This is a genomic window from Rhizobium phaseoli (assembly GCF_003985125.1).
GTDB lineage: Bacteria > Pseudomonadota > Alphaproteobacteria > Rhizobiales > Rhizobiaceae > Rhizobium > Rhizobium phaseoli.
Genome location: NZ_ML133574.1, coordinates 193,139 through 208,725 on the forward strand (window position 1 = coordinate 193,139; position 15,587 = coordinate 208,725).

The 15,587-nt window shown below is 61.2% G+C and carries 17 protein-coding genes; 8 read left to right on the top strand and 9 right to left on the bottom strand.

The annotated features are described in order from the left end of the window. Positions 1–49 precede the first annotated feature (49 nt). From EFD56_RS18675 to EFD56_RS18690, 4 genes are all read left to right on the top strand, one after another. Complete coding sequence (locus EFD56_RS18675) at positions 50–1,060, top strand: DNA-directed RNA polymerase subunit alpha (RefSeq protein WP_003547579.1); 1,011 nt, start codon at positions 50–52, stop codon at positions 1,058–1,060. 124 nt (positions 1,061–1,184) lie between these two features. Next, entirely contained in the window at positions 1,185–1,607 is a 423-nt protein-coding gene (rplQ, locus tag EFD56_RS18680) for a 50S ribosomal protein L17 (protein ID WP_009995243.1), read from the top strand. Between the two features lie 83 nt (positions 1,608–1,690). Continuing rightward, positions 1,691–2,074 carry a VOC family protein gene (locus EFD56_RS18685; protein WP_085742262.1) on the top strand — a complete coding sequence of 128 codons (384 nt, stop codon included), beginning with the start codon at positions 1,691–1,693 and terminating at the stop codon, positions 2,072–2,074. A gap of 80 nt (positions 2,075–2,154) precedes the next feature. After that, positions 2,155–2,478 carry a ribosomal maturation YjgA family protein gene (locus tag EFD56_RS18690; protein WP_225880209.1) on the top strand — a complete coding sequence of 108 codons (324 nt, stop codon included), beginning with the start codon at positions 2,155–2,157 and terminating at the stop codon, positions 2,476–2,478. A gap of 10 nt (positions 2,479–2,488) precedes the next feature. On the opposite strand, the gene msrQ is transcribed toward EFD56_RS18690, so the two are convergent. Both msrQ and msrP read right to left on the bottom strand, forming a co-directional pair. Next, on the bottom strand, positions 2,489–3,145 hold the full coding sequence (msrQ, locus tag EFD56_RS18695) for a protein-methionine-sulfoxide reductase heme-binding subunit MsrQ (protein ID WP_037138175.1): 657 nt from the start codon (positions 3,143–3,145) through the stop codon (positions 2,489–2,491). Beyond that, positions 3,145–4,092, bottom strand: a complete 948-nt coding sequence (gene msrP / locus EFD56_RS18700; RefSeq protein ID WP_037138177.1) for a protein-methionine-sulfoxide reductase catalytic subunit MsrP — start codon at positions 4,090–4,092, stop codon at positions 3,145–3,147. The genes msrQ and msrP overlap by 1 nt, the downstream gene beginning before the upstream one ends. Positions 4,093–4,541: 449 nt before the next feature. Here msrP and ilvD point away from each other — a divergent pair, with 449 nt between their 5' ends. Further along, entirely contained in the window at positions 4,542–6,380 is a 1,839-nt protein-coding gene (gene ilvD, locus EFD56_RS18705; protein WP_085742263.1) for a dihydroxy-acid dehydratase, read from the top strand. Positions 6,381–6,436: 56 nt separating this feature from the next. On the opposite strand, the gene EFD56_RS18710 is transcribed toward ilvD, so the two are convergent. Next, entirely contained in the window at positions 6,437–6,790 is a 354-nt protein-coding gene (locus tag EFD56_RS18710) for a lysozyme inhibitor LprI family protein (protein ID WP_010003926.1), read from the bottom strand. Positions 6,791–6,811: 21 nt separating this feature from the next. After that, entirely contained in the window at positions 6,812–7,192 is a 381-nt protein-coding gene (locus EFD56_RS18715; RefSeq protein WP_004677650.1) for a YkvA family protein, read from the bottom strand. Between the two features lie 148 nt (positions 7,193–7,340). Between EFD56_RS18715 and EFD56_RS18720 the strand changes: the two genes are divergently transcribed. Continuing rightward, a complete protein-coding gene (locus EFD56_RS18720) occupies positions 7,341–8,744 on the top strand; it encodes a DegQ family serine endoprotease (RefSeq protein ID WP_004677651.1) in 1,404 nt (467 codons plus the stop codon). After that, positions 8,741–10,057, top strand: a complete 1,317-nt coding sequence (locus tag EFD56_RS18725) for a replication-associated recombination protein A (protein ID WP_126905952.1) — start codon at positions 8,741–8,743, stop codon at positions 10,055–10,057. Before EFD56_RS18720 ends, EFD56_RS18725 begins: the two co-directional genes overlap by 4 nt. Before the next feature lie 31 nt (positions 10,058–10,088). Here EFD56_RS18725 and EFD56_RS18730 read toward each other — a convergent pair whose 3' ends face one another. The 4 genes from EFD56_RS18730 to EFD56_RS18745 form a co-directional block, all read right to left on the bottom strand. Continuing rightward, the gene (locus EFD56_RS18730; protein ID WP_085742265.1) at positions 10,089–10,763 is read right to left on the bottom strand and encodes a VIT1/CCC1 transporter family protein; all 675 of its coding nucleotides are present in this window, start codon (positions 10,761–10,763) and stop codon (positions 10,089–10,091) included. 241 nt (positions 10,764–11,004) lie between these two features. Then, the gene (locus tag EFD56_RS18735; RefSeq protein ID WP_085742266.1) at positions 11,005–11,316 is read right to left on the bottom strand and encodes a DUF1883 domain-containing protein; all 312 of its coding nucleotides are present in this window, start codon (positions 11,314–11,316) and stop codon (positions 11,005–11,007) included. Between the two features lie 538 nt (positions 11,317–11,854). After that, entirely contained in the window at positions 11,855–12,859 is a 1,005-nt protein-coding gene (locus EFD56_RS18740; protein ID WP_085742267.1) for a ketopantoate reductase family protein, read from the bottom strand. Between the two features lie 155 nt (positions 12,860–13,014). Next, complete coding sequence (locus EFD56_RS18745) at positions 13,015–13,866, bottom strand: oxidoreductase (RefSeq protein ID WP_085742268.1); 852 nt, start codon at positions 13,864–13,866, stop codon at positions 13,015–13,017. 130 nt (positions 13,867–13,996) lie between these two features. On the opposite strand from EFD56_RS18745, the gene EFD56_RS18750 reads away from it, so the two are divergent. After that, on the top strand, positions 13,997–14,884 hold the full coding sequence (locus EFD56_RS18750) for a LysR family transcriptional regulator (RefSeq protein WP_085742269.1): 888 nt from the start codon (positions 13,997–13,999) through the stop codon (positions 14,882–14,884). Positions 14,885–14,899: 15 nt separating this feature from the next. Here EFD56_RS18750 and EFD56_RS18755 read toward each other — a convergent pair whose 3' ends face one another. Next, entirely contained in the window at positions 14,900–15,460 is a 561-nt protein-coding gene (locus EFD56_RS18755; protein WP_085742270.1) for a nucleoside 2-deoxyribosyltransferase, read from the bottom strand. Positions 15,461–15,587: the final 127 nt, after the last annotated feature.

The following is a 15,587-nucleotide window of genomic DNA, read 5'->3' on the forward strand; positions in this document are numbered from 1 at the left end:
AAGCTCGGTTGCCACGATTGGATGGTGGCAACGAACGGAAGGCAAACTCATGATTCAGAAGAACTGGCAGGAACTGATCAAGCCGAACAAGGTGGAGTTCTCCTCGAGCTCGCGCACCAGGGCGACGCTCGTTGCCGAACCGCTGGAGCGCGGCTTCGGCCTCACCCTCGGCAACGCGCTGCGCCGCGTTCTGCTCTCCTCGCTGCGCGGTGCTGCCGTCACGGCGGTGCAGATCGACGGCGTGTTGCATGAATTCTCCTCGATTCCGGGCGTTCGCGAAGACGTCACGGACATCGTGCTCAACATCAAGGAAATCGCCATCAAGATGGATGGCGACGACGCGAAGCGCATGGTCGTGCGTAAGCAGGGCCCGGGCGTTGTCACGGCTGGCGACATCCAGACGGTCGGCGATATCGAAATCCTCAACCCCGAGCATGTGATCTGCACGCTCGACGAGGGCGCCGAAATCCGCATGGAATTCACCGTCAACAACGGCAAGGGCTACGTTCCGGCCGAGCGCAATCGTGCGGAAGATGCTCCGATCGGCCTCATCCCGGTCGACAGCCTCTATTCGCCGGTCAAGAAGGTGTCCTACAAGGTTGAAAATACCCGCGAAGGACAGGTTCTCGACTACGACAAGCTGAACATGACCATCGAAACCGATGGCTCGATCACCGGCGAAGACGCCGTCGCTTTCGCGGCGCGCATCCTCCAGGATCAGCTTGGCGTCTTCGTCAACTTCGACGAGCCGCAGAAGGAAACCGAAGAGGAAGCAGTCACCGAACTCGCTTTCAACCCGGCTCTCCTCAAGAAGGTGGACGAACTCGAACTGTCGGTCCGTTCGGCAAACTGCCTGAAGAACGACAACATCGTCTACATCGGCGACCTCATTCAGAAGACCGAAGCAGAAATGCTCCGCACCCCGAATTTTGGTCGCAAGTCGCTGAACGAAATCAAGGAAGTTCTCGCTTCCATGGGCCTGCACCTCGGCATGGAAGTGCCGGCATGGCCGCCCGAGAACATCGAAGATCTCGCCAAGCGTTACGAAGACCAGTACTGAGAAAACAAAAGGCAGGCTCTATCGGCTGCCTTTCCCCGTCAAACAGCAGGCATATCGCCTGCATGTGCCAGGAAACGGCAGGCCCGGTAACCAAGCAAGGGCACTGCATTAAAGGAGAATAGCAATGCGCCACGCAAAGGCCGGCCGCAAGCTGAACAGAACCGCAAGCCATCGTAAGGCGATGTTCGCCAACATGGCTGCTTCGCTGATCACCCACGAGCAGATCGTCACGACCCTGCCGAAGGCCAAGGAAATCCGTCCGATCGTCGAGAAGCTCGTCACGCTCGGCAAGCGCGGCGACCTGCACGCTCGCCGTCAGGCGATCTCGCAGATCCGCGACGCCGCTGTCGTTTCGAAGCTGTTCGACACGATCGCAACGCGTTACGCCACTCGCAACGGCGGCTACCTGCGTATTATGAAGGCCGGTTTCCGCCAGGGCGACAATGCCGCCATGGCCGTCATCGAGTTCGTTGACCGCGACACTTACGCCAAGGGCGCCGCCGACAAGGCCCGCGTCGCTGCCGAAGAGCAGGCCGTCGCTGCCTAAGATTTTCCGATTTCGGAAAACAGGAAAGCCGGGCCTCGCGCCCGGCTTTTTCGTTCCTGCATTTTTGATGAGTGGGCATCGCCATTATTGACCACATAACCGTCGCGGTGAGTGATTTGTCGAAGAGCAAGCTCTTTTACGAAAAAGCGTTCTTACCCCTGGGTTTTCGGCCTGCCTTCGGTAAGGAGAGCGTCTTCTGGGCCTTCGATATCGGCAATGGCTGCCTGTTTGAGATTCAGCAGGCGGATAGCCCGCCGCCTTTGACCCGCGTTCACGTCGCTTTCAGGGCTTGCGGCAAGGCCGAGGTCGATGCGTTTCATCACGCCGCACTGGAAGCCGGCGCCAGGGATAACGGTGCTCCCGGCCTGCGTCCCGAATACGCGCCGGATTATTACGCCTGCTTCGTGCTGGATCCCGACGGCTACAATATCGAGGCGATGATCAATCAGCCGGCGGTCGGAACGTGAAAGGTGCCTTTCGAAATCTGCTGGTGCGGAGGCAGGCCCAACGTGCCGCGGCCCTGCTCGCCGTCATCGTCGCCGGTTTGATGCTCAGGCACTTCGGCTATGCAGCCGGTCTGCCGTTCGTAATCGTCAAATATGGCGGATCGGCGCTGTGGGGCGCGATGGTCTATCTGCTCGTGGGGCTCTTTGCCGCAAGGTCACGCCCGGCAATCTTTGCCGTCATCGCGCTGTTCCTGGCAATCTCAGTGGAATTGTTCAGGCTCTATCACACGTCCTGGCTCGATGCGTTTCGGTTGACGACCGCAGGTGCGCTGCTGCTCGGCCGCGTCTTTTCGCTCTGGAACATGCTCGCCTACGCCATCGGAATAGCCGCGGCCTACGCCTTCGAGCCCGGCCGTCCCCGGTAAGTCTGACGCCTCACGAGGCCGACGCCACCGCGCGATTGCGCGTACGCCCCTGGCTCTTCTTCCGGCTGCGGGCGATCGGCCGCCAGGAGCGGTAGAGGATGAGCGCGATGATCAGCCCGACGTAAATATATTGTTCGAGATCGAGGATCTTGGTCGAGAGGGCAAAATGCAGCGCTCCGCTGGCGGCGATGATGTAGACGAGACGGTGCAGCAAGTTCCAGTTCGCGCCGAGGCGGCGGATCGAGACGTTGTTGGACGTCACCGCCAGAGGAATAAGCATCGCCAGGGCCGCCATGCCGAACATGATGAAGGGGCGCTTCAGCACGTCGTTGACGACCGCTTGGATATTCATCGCCTGGTCGAGTACCATATAGACGGTGAAATGCATCAGCGCGTAGTAGAAGGTCAGCAGTCCCAGCGCACGGCGGTAGCGCAGGTAGTTCCAGCCGAACAACTCGCGGGCAGGGGAGACGGCAAGCGTCATAATCAGGAAGCGGATCGTCCAGATGCCGAGGAAGAGCTCGAAAGTCTTGACCGGATCGGCGCCGAGCTGATCTGTCGCGCCGAGATAGAAGGTCCAGGCGGCCGGCAGGAGGCCCGCGACATACAGCAGCCAGACGGAAGCGGGTTGCCAGCGTTTCGGGATGGCGAGCGACAGTTCCGCCATTAGAAATTCGCCTTCAGGTCCATGCCGGCATAAAGGCTCGCCACCTCGTCGGCATAACCGTTGAAGGGCAGGGTGGGATGGCGGCTCGCGCCGAAGAAGCCGCTTTCGCCGATGCGCCGCTCGCTTGCCTGGCTCCAGCGCGGATGGTCGACGGCGGGATTGACGTTGGCGTAGAAGCCGTATTCCTGCGGATTGGTGACCTGCCAGGTGTTTTTCGGCTGCTGGTCAGTGAGGGTGATCCTAACGATCGACTTGATGCCCTTGAAGCCGTATTTCCACGGCACGACCAGGCGGATCGGCGCGCCGTTCTGGTTCGGCAGCGTTTCGCCATAAAGCCCGACGGCAAGCAGCGTCAGCGGATGGCGCGCTTCGTCGAGCCGCAGACCCTCGACATAAGGCCAGTCGAGCGATTGGAAGAAACCCTTCTGTCCCGGCATCTCCTCTGGCCGCACGACGGTTTCGAAGGCGACATATTTGGCGCTGCCGAGCGGCTCCACCTTGTCGAGCAGCGATGCCAGCGGAAAGCCGTTCCAGGGAATGACCATCGACCAGGCCTCGACGCAGCGCATCCGGTAGGTGCGCTCCTCGATCGGGAATTCCTTCATCAGCGCTTCGAGGTCGAAGGTGCCTGGTTTGTTGACCATGCCGTCGACCTTGATCGTCCAGGGCAGCGGCTTGAAACCGCCGGAATTTGCCGCGGGATCGCCTTTATCGAGGCCGAATTCATAGAAATTGTTGTAGGTGGTGACGTCCTTGAGCGGCGTCGACTTCTCGTCGACCTTATACTTGCTTTCGACGGCGGAGAGGGCGGCCGCGCTCGCCTTGCCGGCGCCGTAAAGCGTCATGGCGCCGAGAGCTGCAGCGCCCAGGATTTCACGCCGGCGCAGGTAGACTTGGCGCGGCGTGATCTCCGACGACGCGATCTTCCGGGGGCGATAGCTTGGCATGTCGAAAACCTCCAGGGCGGATTTCTTCAATATAGGTCTTAAACGAACCGCCCGCATGTTCGGATTAGAGCATGATGCCGAAAAGTATGAGCGGTTTTCGGGCGACATCATGCTCTAACTCTTTAATGTAGAACAGGATTCAGATTTTAGACCAAACGGGCCTAAAATCATCCCGTTCTATGTCTATGCCTTCAACCTCGCCGACGGGAAGCCAATTTTTTGTGTTCGCCTGTGATGGAATAGGCTGTAACCAAACCGCGCGCCCAACCGTATACCATCGATGGCGCTCAAGGCGCTCCTTTCGCGGCGTACCGGATTTGACCTTGCCGGTAGTGACAGCCCCGGTCGATTGGATTAGGACAATTCCAAAAGGCAGCGTTCGCCCGGCCCGCAGGCTTCATGCCGCTTCGCTTAGCCTGATCATTTCCGACACGTCGAGGAAGACACCGATGCCAGCTTACCGTTCCAGAACCACGACCCACGGCCGCAACATGGCAGGCGCGCGCGGCCTTTGGCGCGCCACGGGCATGAAGGATTCGGATTTCGGCAAGCCGATCATCGCGGTGGTGAATTCCTTCACCCAGTTCGTGCCCGGCCACGTGCATCTGAAGGATCTCGGCCAGCTCGTCGCCCGCGAAATCGAGGCGGCCGGCGGTGTCGCCAAGGAGTTCAACACCATCGCCGTCGACGACGGCATCGCCATGGGCCATGACGGCATGCTCTATTCGCTGCCGTCGCGCGAACTCATCGCCGACAGCGTCGAATATATGGTCAACGCCCATTGCGCCGACGCCATGGTCTGCATTTCCAACTGCGACAAGATCACCCCCGGCATGCTGATGGCGTCGCTGCGTCTCAATATCCCGACCGTCTTCGTCTCGGGCGGCCCGATGGAAGCCGGCAAGGTTGTCCTGCACGGCAAGACCCATGCGCTCGATCTCGTTGACGCCATGGTCGCCGCGGCCGACGACAAGATCTCCGACGAAGACGTCAAGGTCATCGAGCGTTCCGCCTGTCCGACCTGCGGTTCCTGCTCCGGCATGTTCACCGCCAATTCGATGAACTGCCTGACCGAAGCGCTCGGCCTGTCGCTGCCCGGCAACGGCTCGACGCTCGCCACCCACGCAGACCGCAAGCGCCTCTTCGTCGAGGCCGGCCACCTGATCGTCGATCTCGCCCGCCGCTATTACGAGCAGGACGACGTCAAGGCGCTGCCGCGCACCATCGCCTCCAAGCAGGCCTTCGAGAATGCCATGGCGCTCGATATCGCCATGGGCGGCTCGACCAATACCGTTCTCCACATCCTCGCCGCCGCCCATGAAGGCGAGGTCGATTTCACCATGGCCGATATCGACGCGCTGTCGCGCCGCGTGCCGTGCCTTTCGAAGGTCGCACCCGCCAAGAGCGATGTGCATATGGAAGACGTCCATCGCGCCGGTGGCATCATGTCGATCCTCGGAGAGCTCGACAAGGGCGGGCTGCTGAACCGCGATTGCCCGACCGTGCATGCCGAGACGCTGGGCGATGCTATCGACCGCTGGGACATTACCCGCACCAACAGCGACACTGTCCGCAATTTCTATCGCGCCGCACCCGGCGGCATCCCGACCCAGGTCGCCTTCAGCCAGGAAGCCCGCTGGGACGACCTCGACACAGATCGCCAGAACGGCGTCATCCGTTCGGTCGAACATCCATTCTCGAAAGACGGCGGCCTTGCCGTGCTCAAGGGCAATCTCGCCATCGACGGCTGCATCGTCAAAACCGCCGGCGTCGATGAATCAATCCTGAAATTCTCCGGTCCGGCACGCGTCTTTGAAAGCCAGGATGCATCGGTCAAGGCGATCCTCGCCAATGAAGTCAAGGCCGGCGACGTCGTCGTCATCCGCTATGAAGGCCCGAAGGGCGGTCCCGGCATGCAGGAGATGCTCTATCCGACGAGCTATCTGAAGTCGAAGGGCCTCGGCAAGGCCTGTGCGCTGATCACCGACGGCCGCTTCTCCGGCGGCACCTCCGGCCTCTCGATCGGCCATGTTTCGCCGGAAGCGGCCAATGGCGGCACAATCGGCCTGGTGCGCGAAGGCGACATGATCGACATCGACATCCCGAACCGCACCATCAGCCTGCGCGTCAGCGAAGCCGAGCTTGCCGACCGCCGGACCGAGCAGGATGGCAAGGGCTGGCATCCCACAGAAGTCCGCAAGCGCAACGTCACTACCGCGCTCAAGGCCTACGCTGCTTTCGCGACGAGTGCTGACCGCGGTGCCGTCCGCGATCTGAACGCCCGCTAACTGGTCGAACTATAACCCGCTGATTAAGAGTCAGCTGCTCTACTGACCGGTCGCTTTCAAAGCGGCCGGTTGATGTTTTTATAGGTCTCGCCGAGCTGCTTCAGCCGCTCCTCATAGGCGGCCTTGAGGCAGGCGGCATCCGCTCCGCATTCCTGCCGCTTCTTCAGCCAGGCCGTCTGCTCGTCCTGCAAAGTGCCGCGTGAGCCCATGGCCAGCAGGCCGGAGAGCAGCTCGAAGCTCGTCGCCATCTTCACGTCGGCATCGTTGAGGGCGCGGTTGTCGCAGATGACCTTTTCGTCCGGTTTCAATTCTTTGCCATCGCAGTCGAAGCTCGCCGCCTGGGCCATGCCCGATGTGATGGCCAGGATTGTAAGACCAAGGACCGTCGCCATCGCTTTCGTCGTCATCATTCAAACTCTCCTTGCCGCCGATCAGACCAGCCTGCGCACCGCCAGAACCAGAAAGATGAGGCAGATGAGCCAGACGGCAAGGATGAAGATCAGGCCGCTTCGGCCGGAAGGGCGTTCAATGCGTCTTGCAGCTTCCTCGCGAAGCTCGCTCATCAAGTCGGGCGGGACGAGCCGCGTCGCCAGCAGGATGCCGAGCGGCACGATGACGAGATCGTCGAGATAGCCGAGCACAGGAATGAAATCCGGGATGAGATCGACCGGCGACAGGGCATAGGTCGCGACGGCGCCCGCCACTGCTTTTGCATACCAGGGCACCCTGGCATCGCGCGCAGCAAGCCACAGGGCGACGATGTCACGCTTCAGTGACTTCGCCCAGTTTTTGGCTTTTGATATCAGTTGCATGGCCGATCTTCCTGAATCGAATTCGCAAAGGCTTCAAGCAAAATCTCTTGAGGTCGTCGGCTGCCTTATTCTTCCATGCTTCCGCCCTCTTTCCTTTCTAGCGTCGGACGCTAAAACAATTTTTCTAGAGGATTCAAAAGGGATAATCATGCAAGGCCTGTTCAAACACGCCTCCGTTTCGCTGCTCGCTCTGACGCTGCTTCTGCCGGCTGCGGCTTACGCACAGACGACAAAGACGGTACCCGAGAGCCAGATGCAGATGCAGCTCTCCTTCGCGCCGCTGGTCAAGCAGACATCCGGCGCTGTCGTCAATGTCTATGCGGAAAAGACCATCCAACGCCAGTCGCCCTTTGCCGGCGATCCCTTCTTCGAGCAGTTTTTCGGCCAGCAGATGCCGAACCGTTCGGAAAAGCAGTCCTCGCTCGGCTCGGGCGTCATCGTCGAGGCGAACGGCACCGTCGTCACCAACAATCACGTCGTCGAGGGCGCCGACGACATCAAGGTGGCGCTGCCGGATGGCCGCGAATTCCCCTGCAAGGTGGTGCTGCGCGATGACCGTGTCGATCTCGCCGTGCTGAAGATCGATACCAAGGAGAGCTTCCCGACGCTGCCGATCGGCAATTCCGATGCGGTCGAGGTCGGCGATCTCGTGCTGGCAATCGGCAATCCCTTCGGCGTCGGCCAGACGGTGACGAGCGGCATCGTTTCCGCACTTGCCCGCAACCAGGTGGTCAGGAACGAGTTCGGCTTCTTCATCCAGACCGACGCCTCGATCAATCCTGGCAATTCCGGTGGCGCTCTGATGAACATGAAAGGCGAGCTGATCGGCATCAACACGGCGATCTTCTCGCGCGGCGGCGGCTCGAACGGCATCGGCTTCGCCATTCCCGCCAATCTCGTCAAGGTCTTCCTCGCTTCGGCCGACGCCGGCGTCAAATCTTTCGAGCGGCCCTATGTCGGCGCGAGCTTCGATGCCGTGACCTCTGAAGTGGCTGAGGCGCTGGGGCTGAACAAGGTTCGCGGCGCGCTCGTCGTCAAGGTTTCGGAGGGCGGCCCGGCCGCTGAGGCGGGATTGAAGGCCGGCGAAATCGTCACCGCTGTCGACGGCATTTCCGTCGAACACCCGGATGCGCTGCTTTACCGGCTGACGACGGCCGGTCTCGGCAAGTCGGTCAAGCTTACCGTTGTCGAGAACGGCCGCGAGCAGCAGCTGTCGCTGACGCTCGATCGCGCCCCGGAAACCTCGCCGCGCGATCAGCGCACCATCGGCGGGCGCACCCCCTTCAGCGGCGCTGTCGTCGAGAACCTGTCGCCGCGGGTCGCCGATGAATTACGCATGCCGCCGGAATCGGCAGGCGTCGTCGTCTCCGAGGTGAAGGAGGATTCGCCGGCCGCCCGTCTCGGTTTCGAGCCAAAGGATATTATCGTCTCGATCAACGGCACCGATGTGAAGACCACCAGCGAACTGTCCGAAATCGCCGATAGCGACCCCGGCCTCTGGCGGGTCGAGATCGAGCGCGACGGTCAGCGCATCCGGCAGTTCTTCCGATGAGCAACGATCTCTTCGCGCCGCGTGTTCCGGAAGAGGTGGCCGCCAGGCGGCCGCTTGCCGACCGGCTGCGGCCGAAGACGCTTGCCGAGGTCACCGGTCAGGACCATCTGACCGGTGACGATGGGGTGCTGAAGCGGATGATCGAAAGCGGCTCGCTCGGCTCGATGATCTTCTGGGGGCCGCCCGGCACCGGCAAGACGACGGTGGCGCGTCTGCTGTCCGGCGAGGCGGGGTTGGCCTTCGAGCAGATCTCGGCGATCTTTTCCGGCGTCGCTGATCTGAAGAAGGTGTTCGAGACTGCTCGCCTGCGCCGCATGGACGGCCGCCAGACGCTGCTGTTTGTCGACGAGATCCATCGTTTCAACCGCGCCCAGCAGGACAGCTTCTTGCCTGTCATGGAGGATGGCACCGTCATCCTCGTCGGCGCCACCACCGAAAACCCGTCCTTCGAACTCAACGCCGCTCTTTTATCGCGCGCCCGCGTGCTGACGTTCAAATCGCATGACGAGCAGAGCCTGGAGGAATTGCTGCAGCGCGCCGAGGCGATCGAGCAGAAGCCGCTGCCCTTGACGGAGGAGGCCCGCGCCAGCCTGATCCGCATGGCCGATGGCGACGGCCGCGCGGTGCTGACGCTCGCCGAGGAGGTCTGGCGCGCCGCGCGCGAAGGCGAGACCTTCGACACCGAAGGCCTGACGCGCATCGTCCAGCGCCGCGCGCCGGTTTATGACAAGGCGCAGGATGGCCACTACAATCTGATCTCGGCGCTGCATAAATCCGTGCGCGGCTCGGACCCGGACGCAGCCCTCTATTATCTCGCCCGCATGTTCGATGCCGGCGAGGATCCGCTCTATCTCGGCCGGCGGCTGGTGCGCATGGCGGTGGAGGATATCGGTCTTGCCGATCCGCAGGCGCTGGTGATCTGCAATGCCGCCAAGGATGCCTATGAGTATCTCGGCTCGCCGGAAGGGGAGCTGGCGCTGGCCCAGGCCTGCGTCTATCTCGCCACCGCGCCGAAATCCAATGCCGTCTACACCGCCTTCAAGGCCGCAAGCCAGGCCGCCAAGCAGAACGGCTCGCTGCTGCCGCCGAAGCATATCCTCAACGCGCCGACCAAGCTGATGAAGGGCGAGGGGTATGGCGAAGGTTATCGCTACGACCATGACGAGCCCGACGCCTTTTCCGGCCAGGACTATTTCCCGGAGAAAATGGGCCGGCAGACCTTCTATGACCCGCCGGAGCGTGGTTTCGAGCGCGACATCCGCAAGCGGCTGGAATGGTGGGCGAAGCTTCGCAAGGAGCGCAATCCGCGCTGACGCCTCCAGCTGTTCGGTTGGCGAACGCGGCTCAGCCGCCAAGAGCGATCGCTATTGCAACCAGCAGCAATCCGAGACACGTCATCGTCATGCCTGCCTGAAGGGGCCTGCCACCGGAAAATTTCGCCCACGCATAACCCGTCACAAACAGCAGCATGATCAGAAACAGGTTGCTGACCCTCAAGGCAAGGTGCGCATCTTCGATGAGAAAGAATGGGAGAACTGCCGGAATGGCGGTAGCCGAGACCAGCAGGAAGACGGCGATTGCGGCGGACAGATCGCCTTTCGATAACGACACTTTCACCGGGTCGGCCCGGCGTGTGAGCGTCAGCAGTGATCGATAGAGCGCGTCCGTGTCGGCGGCTTTCGCAGAGAACGGCGCTTCAATAATCGGGAATTCGTTCGCGAGCACGGTGAGCGCTTCAGATTCGTTTCCGGCGGCTTTGATTTGCCGGAAAAGGCGCAGCCGCCTGCTCTTGTAAAACGTGGTCCCTAGAATGAACAAGACAGCGTCGATGATCCCCCACGCCACGTTGCATCCGATCGTCGCGACGATCAGCTCGTCGACATTTAATCCTTCTTCTTCAAAAACAAGCCTCGAACCAACTGTCAGGGTCAGCGCCATGATCAATCCGAAAAGGACTTCCCCAAGCGCATCACCTGGATCGATGATTTTGGTGATGCGCCCAATCGGGTTCGAAGTCATGGACTACTCCCACGTGATGAAAATACCGAAGCGCCGCCCGTCTTCGATGCCCATTCAAGGAATTGCGCAACAGCCAGCAGTTCCCGCTTGCTAAACATGAGATCGCCAGCCAATTGGCTGGTGGCCTGAGGAATTGTGATCGACGTAGCCGCCTGATTCATTGATTGCGATCAAGGGTCAGGATGATGATTGGCGCTGTCTGCGCCTGCGCGGCAATTCCGCGGTGAGGCCCGGCAAAAACTTAGGACGGCCGCGGCGTCTTCTGATTGGCTGGCGCGGCGATTACCTTGACGGCGGATTCCGCCAGCCCGTGATGACCTTCCATATCGACGACGACGTGCCAGTGACCGCTTTCCGGAACGGCGAGCTTGACCGGCGATTTGCGCGCCACGCCGCCGATATATTTGAAATCGAGAACTTCGGTGAAACGCTGGAAGTTCGGCGCCGTCATCAGGCGCACATTGTTCACCGCGTTCAACGACACCTCGACGATCGTTCCGGCGCGTTGTTCCTTAAGATCGTAATGGGTGAAGCGGAAATTCGGTTTCGGCATCGGTCTCGCGGCATCTGAAGTCTCTGCGCCGAGATTTTACCAGCACGCCAGTTAAAGAAAAGTTGGAAATCGGCCGTTCGGCCCGTCTGTGTTTTTGCGCTGCGCGGAAACCACGCGGAGACTGGCTCAGAGCGCGGCGTAGACGATGTAAAGTTCGACGCAGGCGAGCAGCACGCTGAAGACGATCAGCGCCCAGGCGGTGCGCTTTTCGCGCATCTGCCGGCTGCCGCGCCTGATCCTGCGTGGGCGGAGAGGGTGGAAGGTGGGGACATGATATTTCGCATGGCATTTGACCCTTGCAATGATGGCGAGAGTCTACTGCCGGCCGCGATAGGAAATCCATTCGCGGCGAGGGGCGAAAATATAGAAATGGCATAAAGGCGGGTGGCGGAAATTTCGAAGCAGGTGCCGGAAAATGACGGCCGCTGCGGTCCTTGCGGTATCGATGCAAACATGGAGCAAGGAACATGTCGAAGACGAGGTTGATATCGATGATCGCAACTGCGGCCGCCTCAACCTCGCCCCTTTTTCCGTGCCGTCAGGTGCCGCGCCGGTTTTCCCGATCAAGCTGCGTCACCAGCGCCAAGATCGTCTCCGAGACCGGGGTCGGCACGGCCGTCAGGCGCCCGAGCGCCGCCAGCATGCCGACCAGCGGCGTGATTTCGAGCACTTTGCCGCCGATCAAATCCTGTAGCATCGAGGTCCGAACGCCGCCGATTTGGCGCGATTGTTCCAGCCGCTGCTCGACGGTCATGGCGAAATGCACCCCGAGCGCATCGCCGACATCGCGCACTTCCTTCATGACTCTGCTGACCATGTCCATCAGCGCCGGATCCGCCATGATGTCCGTCATCAGTGCCCGTGTCAGGGCGCTGATCGGGTTGAAGGCGGCGTTGCCCATCAACTTGCTCCAGATCTCGCTGCGGATGTCCGGCGTGGTCTTTATGCTGAGATCAGCGGCTGTCAGTGTCGCTGCTATGGCAGAGAGATCGACGGACATTTCGCCGGACGGCTCGCCAAGCACGAAGCGGCCTTTGTGGGAAAGTTGGATCTCACCCGGCCTGACCACTTCCGCGCCTTGATAGGCGATGCAGCCGATCACGCGCTCCGGCCCGATCAACCGCCAAAGCCTGCCGTCGGGATCGAGTTCGTCGAATTGCAGCTCCGCATGGCCGCTCCCGGTATCGCGATGGAAATACCACCAGGGAATGCCGTTGAGGATCATGACGACGCGAGTGCCCTGCTTGAGAAGGCCCGCGATACCCTCGGCGGCGGGCGCCAGCTGATGCCCCTTGAGGCCCGTGATGATCAGATCCTGCGGCGGCAAGGTCTTGGGATCACCGGTTGCGGTCAGCTGAACGTTAAGCGGCGTCTCCGCATCGGCTTCACGCAGCATCAGTCCATTGCTGCGAATGGCATCGAGATGCGGCCCGCGCGCGACGACGGAGACGTCGATACCGCTCTCGGCCCCGCTGGCGAGCTTCGCAGCGATGGCGCCGCCAAGGGCGCCGGCGCCATAAATACAAATGGTCTTGATGGACATGCTTCGCCTCTTCCTGTCACGGTCTGACCTACAACTAGGCTATCTGCGGCTGGAGGCGAATTCCAATTTGCCGCAAGGCATTCTTTCTCGCGTCAGGATGTGCCGCCCGCTGCATTCGGAAATGTGGATGCAGCGGCGGCATCGGTTTTGGCTCTTCAGGCCCCAGCCGTTGTTTCGCTTGCAAAATCGGTGGACAGGGCAAGTTCCCGCCAAGCGGCCAGTTCCTTTTCGACGCTCGCATGCTGCGCCTCGATCATGGCCACCGTATCGCTGCCGAACGGCATGCGCAGCGGCGGGTTGGCCGCGTTGACCATCGTCATGATGCCGGCAGCGAGTTTGGCAGGGTTGCCGGGTTGGGCATGGTCGGCGTCGACGGCGAAATTGCGCATGTTGCCGGCCGGCGTGCCTTCGTAGTCGGCAATGGAGGCCGGGCTGACCGCCAGCGACGTGTCGGAAAGAAAATCCGTCCGGAAGAAGCCGGGCTCAACGATCGTCACCTTGATGCCGAAGGGTTCGAGCTCGGCGGCCAGTGATTCCGACAGCCCTTCGACGGCGAATTTCGTCGAGCCGTAGACGCCCCAGCCGGGATAGCCGAAATAGCCGCCGATCGAGGAGAAGTTCAGGACATGGCCGGAGCGCTGGCGGCGCATATAGGGCAGCACGGCGCGTGTCACCTTTAGGAGACCGAAGACGTTCGTGGCATAGAGCTTTTCGATCTCTTCGGCGGTGGCCTCCTCGACAGCGCCGAGCAGCCCGTAGCCGGCATTGTTGGCGAGAACATCGATGCGGCCGAAGCGGGCGATGCCGGCAGCCGCAGCCTCTTTCGCCTGCGCCTCATTGGTTACGTCGAGGGCTACGGCAAACAGGTTGGGATGATCGCCGAATTGCTCGCTCACTGTCTTCGCGTTGCGAGCGGTGGCGATGACGCCATCACCGGCTGCCAGCGCTTCCTTGGTCATCAGCGCGCCGAAGCCACGGGATGCACCAGTGATGAACCAGATTTTCATGACGAATTCCTTTGTGACTGATCGGTTGGGTTGGCGTCGCATCTCTGTGCTGACGGGGACGAATTTGACCGAAAAGTTGCTGATGTATAAGATTTGTTATTCTTGAAACTATGATGAGTGAAATTCAGCAATGCGCGCCACCGAACTCTCCGAACTTGCAGCCTTCGCGGCCGTGGCGCGGCACAAAAGCTTCCGCAAAGCGGGGGAGGAACGGGGCGTTACCGCCTCGGCCGTCAGCCATGCCGTGCTCAATCTCGAGGACCGGATCGGCGTCCGTCTGCTCAACCGCACGACACGCAGTGTCTCGCTGACCGAAGCCGGCGAACTCCTCCTCTCCCATCTCGATCCGGCCTTCGGGGAAATGACGGCGGCGCTCGATGCGTTGAACCGTTACCGCGACACGCCCTTCGGCAAGGTGAGGATCAATGTGCCGAATTCGATCGGTCCCTTCGTCATCGGCCGCGTCATTGCGCCGTTGCTCCAGCGCAATCCGAATTTGCAGCTGGAGATCAACGCGACCGACAGGCTGGTCGATATTGTCGAGGAGGGTTTCGATGCCGGCATCCGCTTCGGCGAGCGCGTCACCGAGGGCATGATCGCGCTACGCATCAAGCCGCGCATCCGCCTGGTCGTGGTCGGTTCGCCCGCCTATTTCGAAACCCGGCCGAAACCGGCGACACCGCACGAGCTCAAGCGCCATCTCTGCATCCAGAACATGTTTCCTTCAGGCGCACGTTATGCCTGGGAATTCGAGAAGGACGGCCAGACTGTGAGCTTTCAGCCGACCGGACCATTGTCGCTCGACGATCACGAACTGATGACGCAGGCAGCGCTCGGCGGCGTCGGTCTTGCCTATATCTGGGAGCCCCGCGTCGAAAAGGCTATTGCCGGCGGCGAGCTGATCCAGGTGCTCGACGACTGGTGCCAGCCCGAGGAACCGCTTTATCTTTACTATCCCAGCCGCCGCCATATGTCGGCCGGCTTCAGGGCGGTCATCGACGCAATCAGGGCCGAGTAAGGACGCCCATACCTATCAGCGCGTGCTGGCGATCGTCTGAAGTGCCTCGAAATAAATTGTCAGGTCGCGGGCAGGATCCGCCGGCAGCGCGATCGCACGGAAAACCTTGCCTCCCGTCGCCTCGATCCCTCCGTCGATCATCAGGTTGTCGGCCATGCCGTGATTTTCAATTGCGATGCCGTCCGGTCCGCGCGGGCGTCCGCTCGTTTCATCGATCGGCTGTCCCGCATACCAGGCCGAGCGAACACGCAAGCCGTAGTCGTCGGGGTGATTGGTATAGGCGAAGACCGATTTGCCGAGTGCAATCATGAAGCCGATCTCATAGACCGTACCCGGATCGGCGCTGACACCTCGAAACGGCGTGATGTTGGCCAGACAGATCTCGGCTTGGCGCATGGCGGCATCGTTGCGTGCGTAGATCTCGGCGGCCGTCCGCTTCACCGGCGTCTGATTTTCGTCGCTGCCGGGACCGGTCGGTTCGAAACCGAACTGGCGCGCCAATCGGCGTTTTTCGGCCATGATGGGCATGGCATCGGGAAGAAAGACTTCCGGGCCGGCAAGATAAATCGTGGTCATCGGTATCCTTCATGCCAGCGCGAGCCGAAGCGCCGGGGTTGGGGCAGGGCAGCTTATTTCCGACGGAAGCGCGGCAATTGGCAAGCCGCGCCGGCAGGGATTGTCGTTTTCTTTTTGGGCTCCCGGC

Excerpts from the sequence above, each read along its gene's own strand:
- ilvD (WP_085742263.1), top strand. The coding sequence starts at position 4,542 with ATGCCAGCTTACCGTTCCAGAACCACGACCCACGGCCGCAACATGGCA.
- EFD56_RS18740 (WP_085742267.1), bottom strand. The coding sequence starts at position 12,859 with ATGTCCATCAAGACCATTTGTATTTATGGCGCCGGCGCCCTTGGCGGC.
- rplQ (WP_009995243.1), top strand. The coding sequence starts at position 1,185 with ATGCGCCACGCAAAGGCCGGCCGCAAGCTGAACAGAACCGCAAGCCAT.
- EFD56_RS18690 (WP_225880209.1), top strand. The coding sequence starts at position 2,155 with ATGCTCAGGCACTTCGGCTATGCAGCCGGTCTGCCGTTCGTAATCGTC.
- EFD56_RS18750 (WP_085742269.1), top strand. The coding sequence starts at position 13,997 with ATGCGCGCCACCGAACTCTCCGAACTTGCAGCCTTCGCGGCCGTGGCG.
- EFD56_RS18725 (WP_126905952.1), top strand. The coding sequence starts at position 8,741 with ATGAGCAACGATCTCTTCGCGCCGCGTGTTCCGGAAGAGGTGGCCGCC.
- EFD56_RS18715 (WP_004677650.1), bottom strand. The coding sequence starts at position 7,192 with ATGCAACTGATATCAAAAGCCAAAAACTGGGCGAAGTCACTGAAGCGT.
- EFD56_RS18755 (WP_085742270.1), bottom strand. The coding sequence starts at position 15,460 with ATGACCACGATTTATCTTGCCGGCCCGGAAGTCTTTCTTCCCGATGCC.
- EFD56_RS18720 (WP_004677651.1), top strand. The coding sequence starts at position 7,341 with ATGCAAGGCCTGTTCAAACACGCCTCCGTTTCGCTGCTCGCTCTGACG.
- EFD56_RS18710 (WP_010003926.1), bottom strand. The coding sequence starts at position 6,790 with ATGATGACGACGAAAGCGATGGCGACGGTCCTTGGTCTTACAATCCTG.
- EFD56_RS18730 (WP_085742265.1), bottom strand. The coding sequence starts at position 10,763 with ATGACTTCGAACCCGATTGGGCGCATCACCAAAATCATCGATCCAGGT.
- msrQ (WP_037138175.1), bottom strand. The coding sequence starts at position 3,145 with ATGGCGGAACTGTCGCTCGCCATCCCGAAACGCTGGCAACCCGCTTCC.
- EFD56_RS18675 (WP_003547579.1), top strand. The coding sequence starts at position 50 with ATGATTCAGAAGAACTGGCAGGAACTGATCAAGCCGAACAAGGTGGAG.
- msrP (WP_037138177.1), bottom strand. The coding sequence starts at position 4,092 with ATGCCAAGCTATCGCCCCCGGAAGATCGCGTCGTCGGAGATCACGCCG.
- EFD56_RS18745 (WP_085742268.1), bottom strand. The coding sequence starts at position 13,866 with ATGAAAATCTGGTTCATCACTGGTGCATCCCGTGGCTTCGGCGCGCTG.
- EFD56_RS18735 (WP_085742266.1), bottom strand. The coding sequence starts at position 11,316 with ATGCCGAAACCGAATTTCCGCTTCACCCATTACGATCTTAAGGAACAA.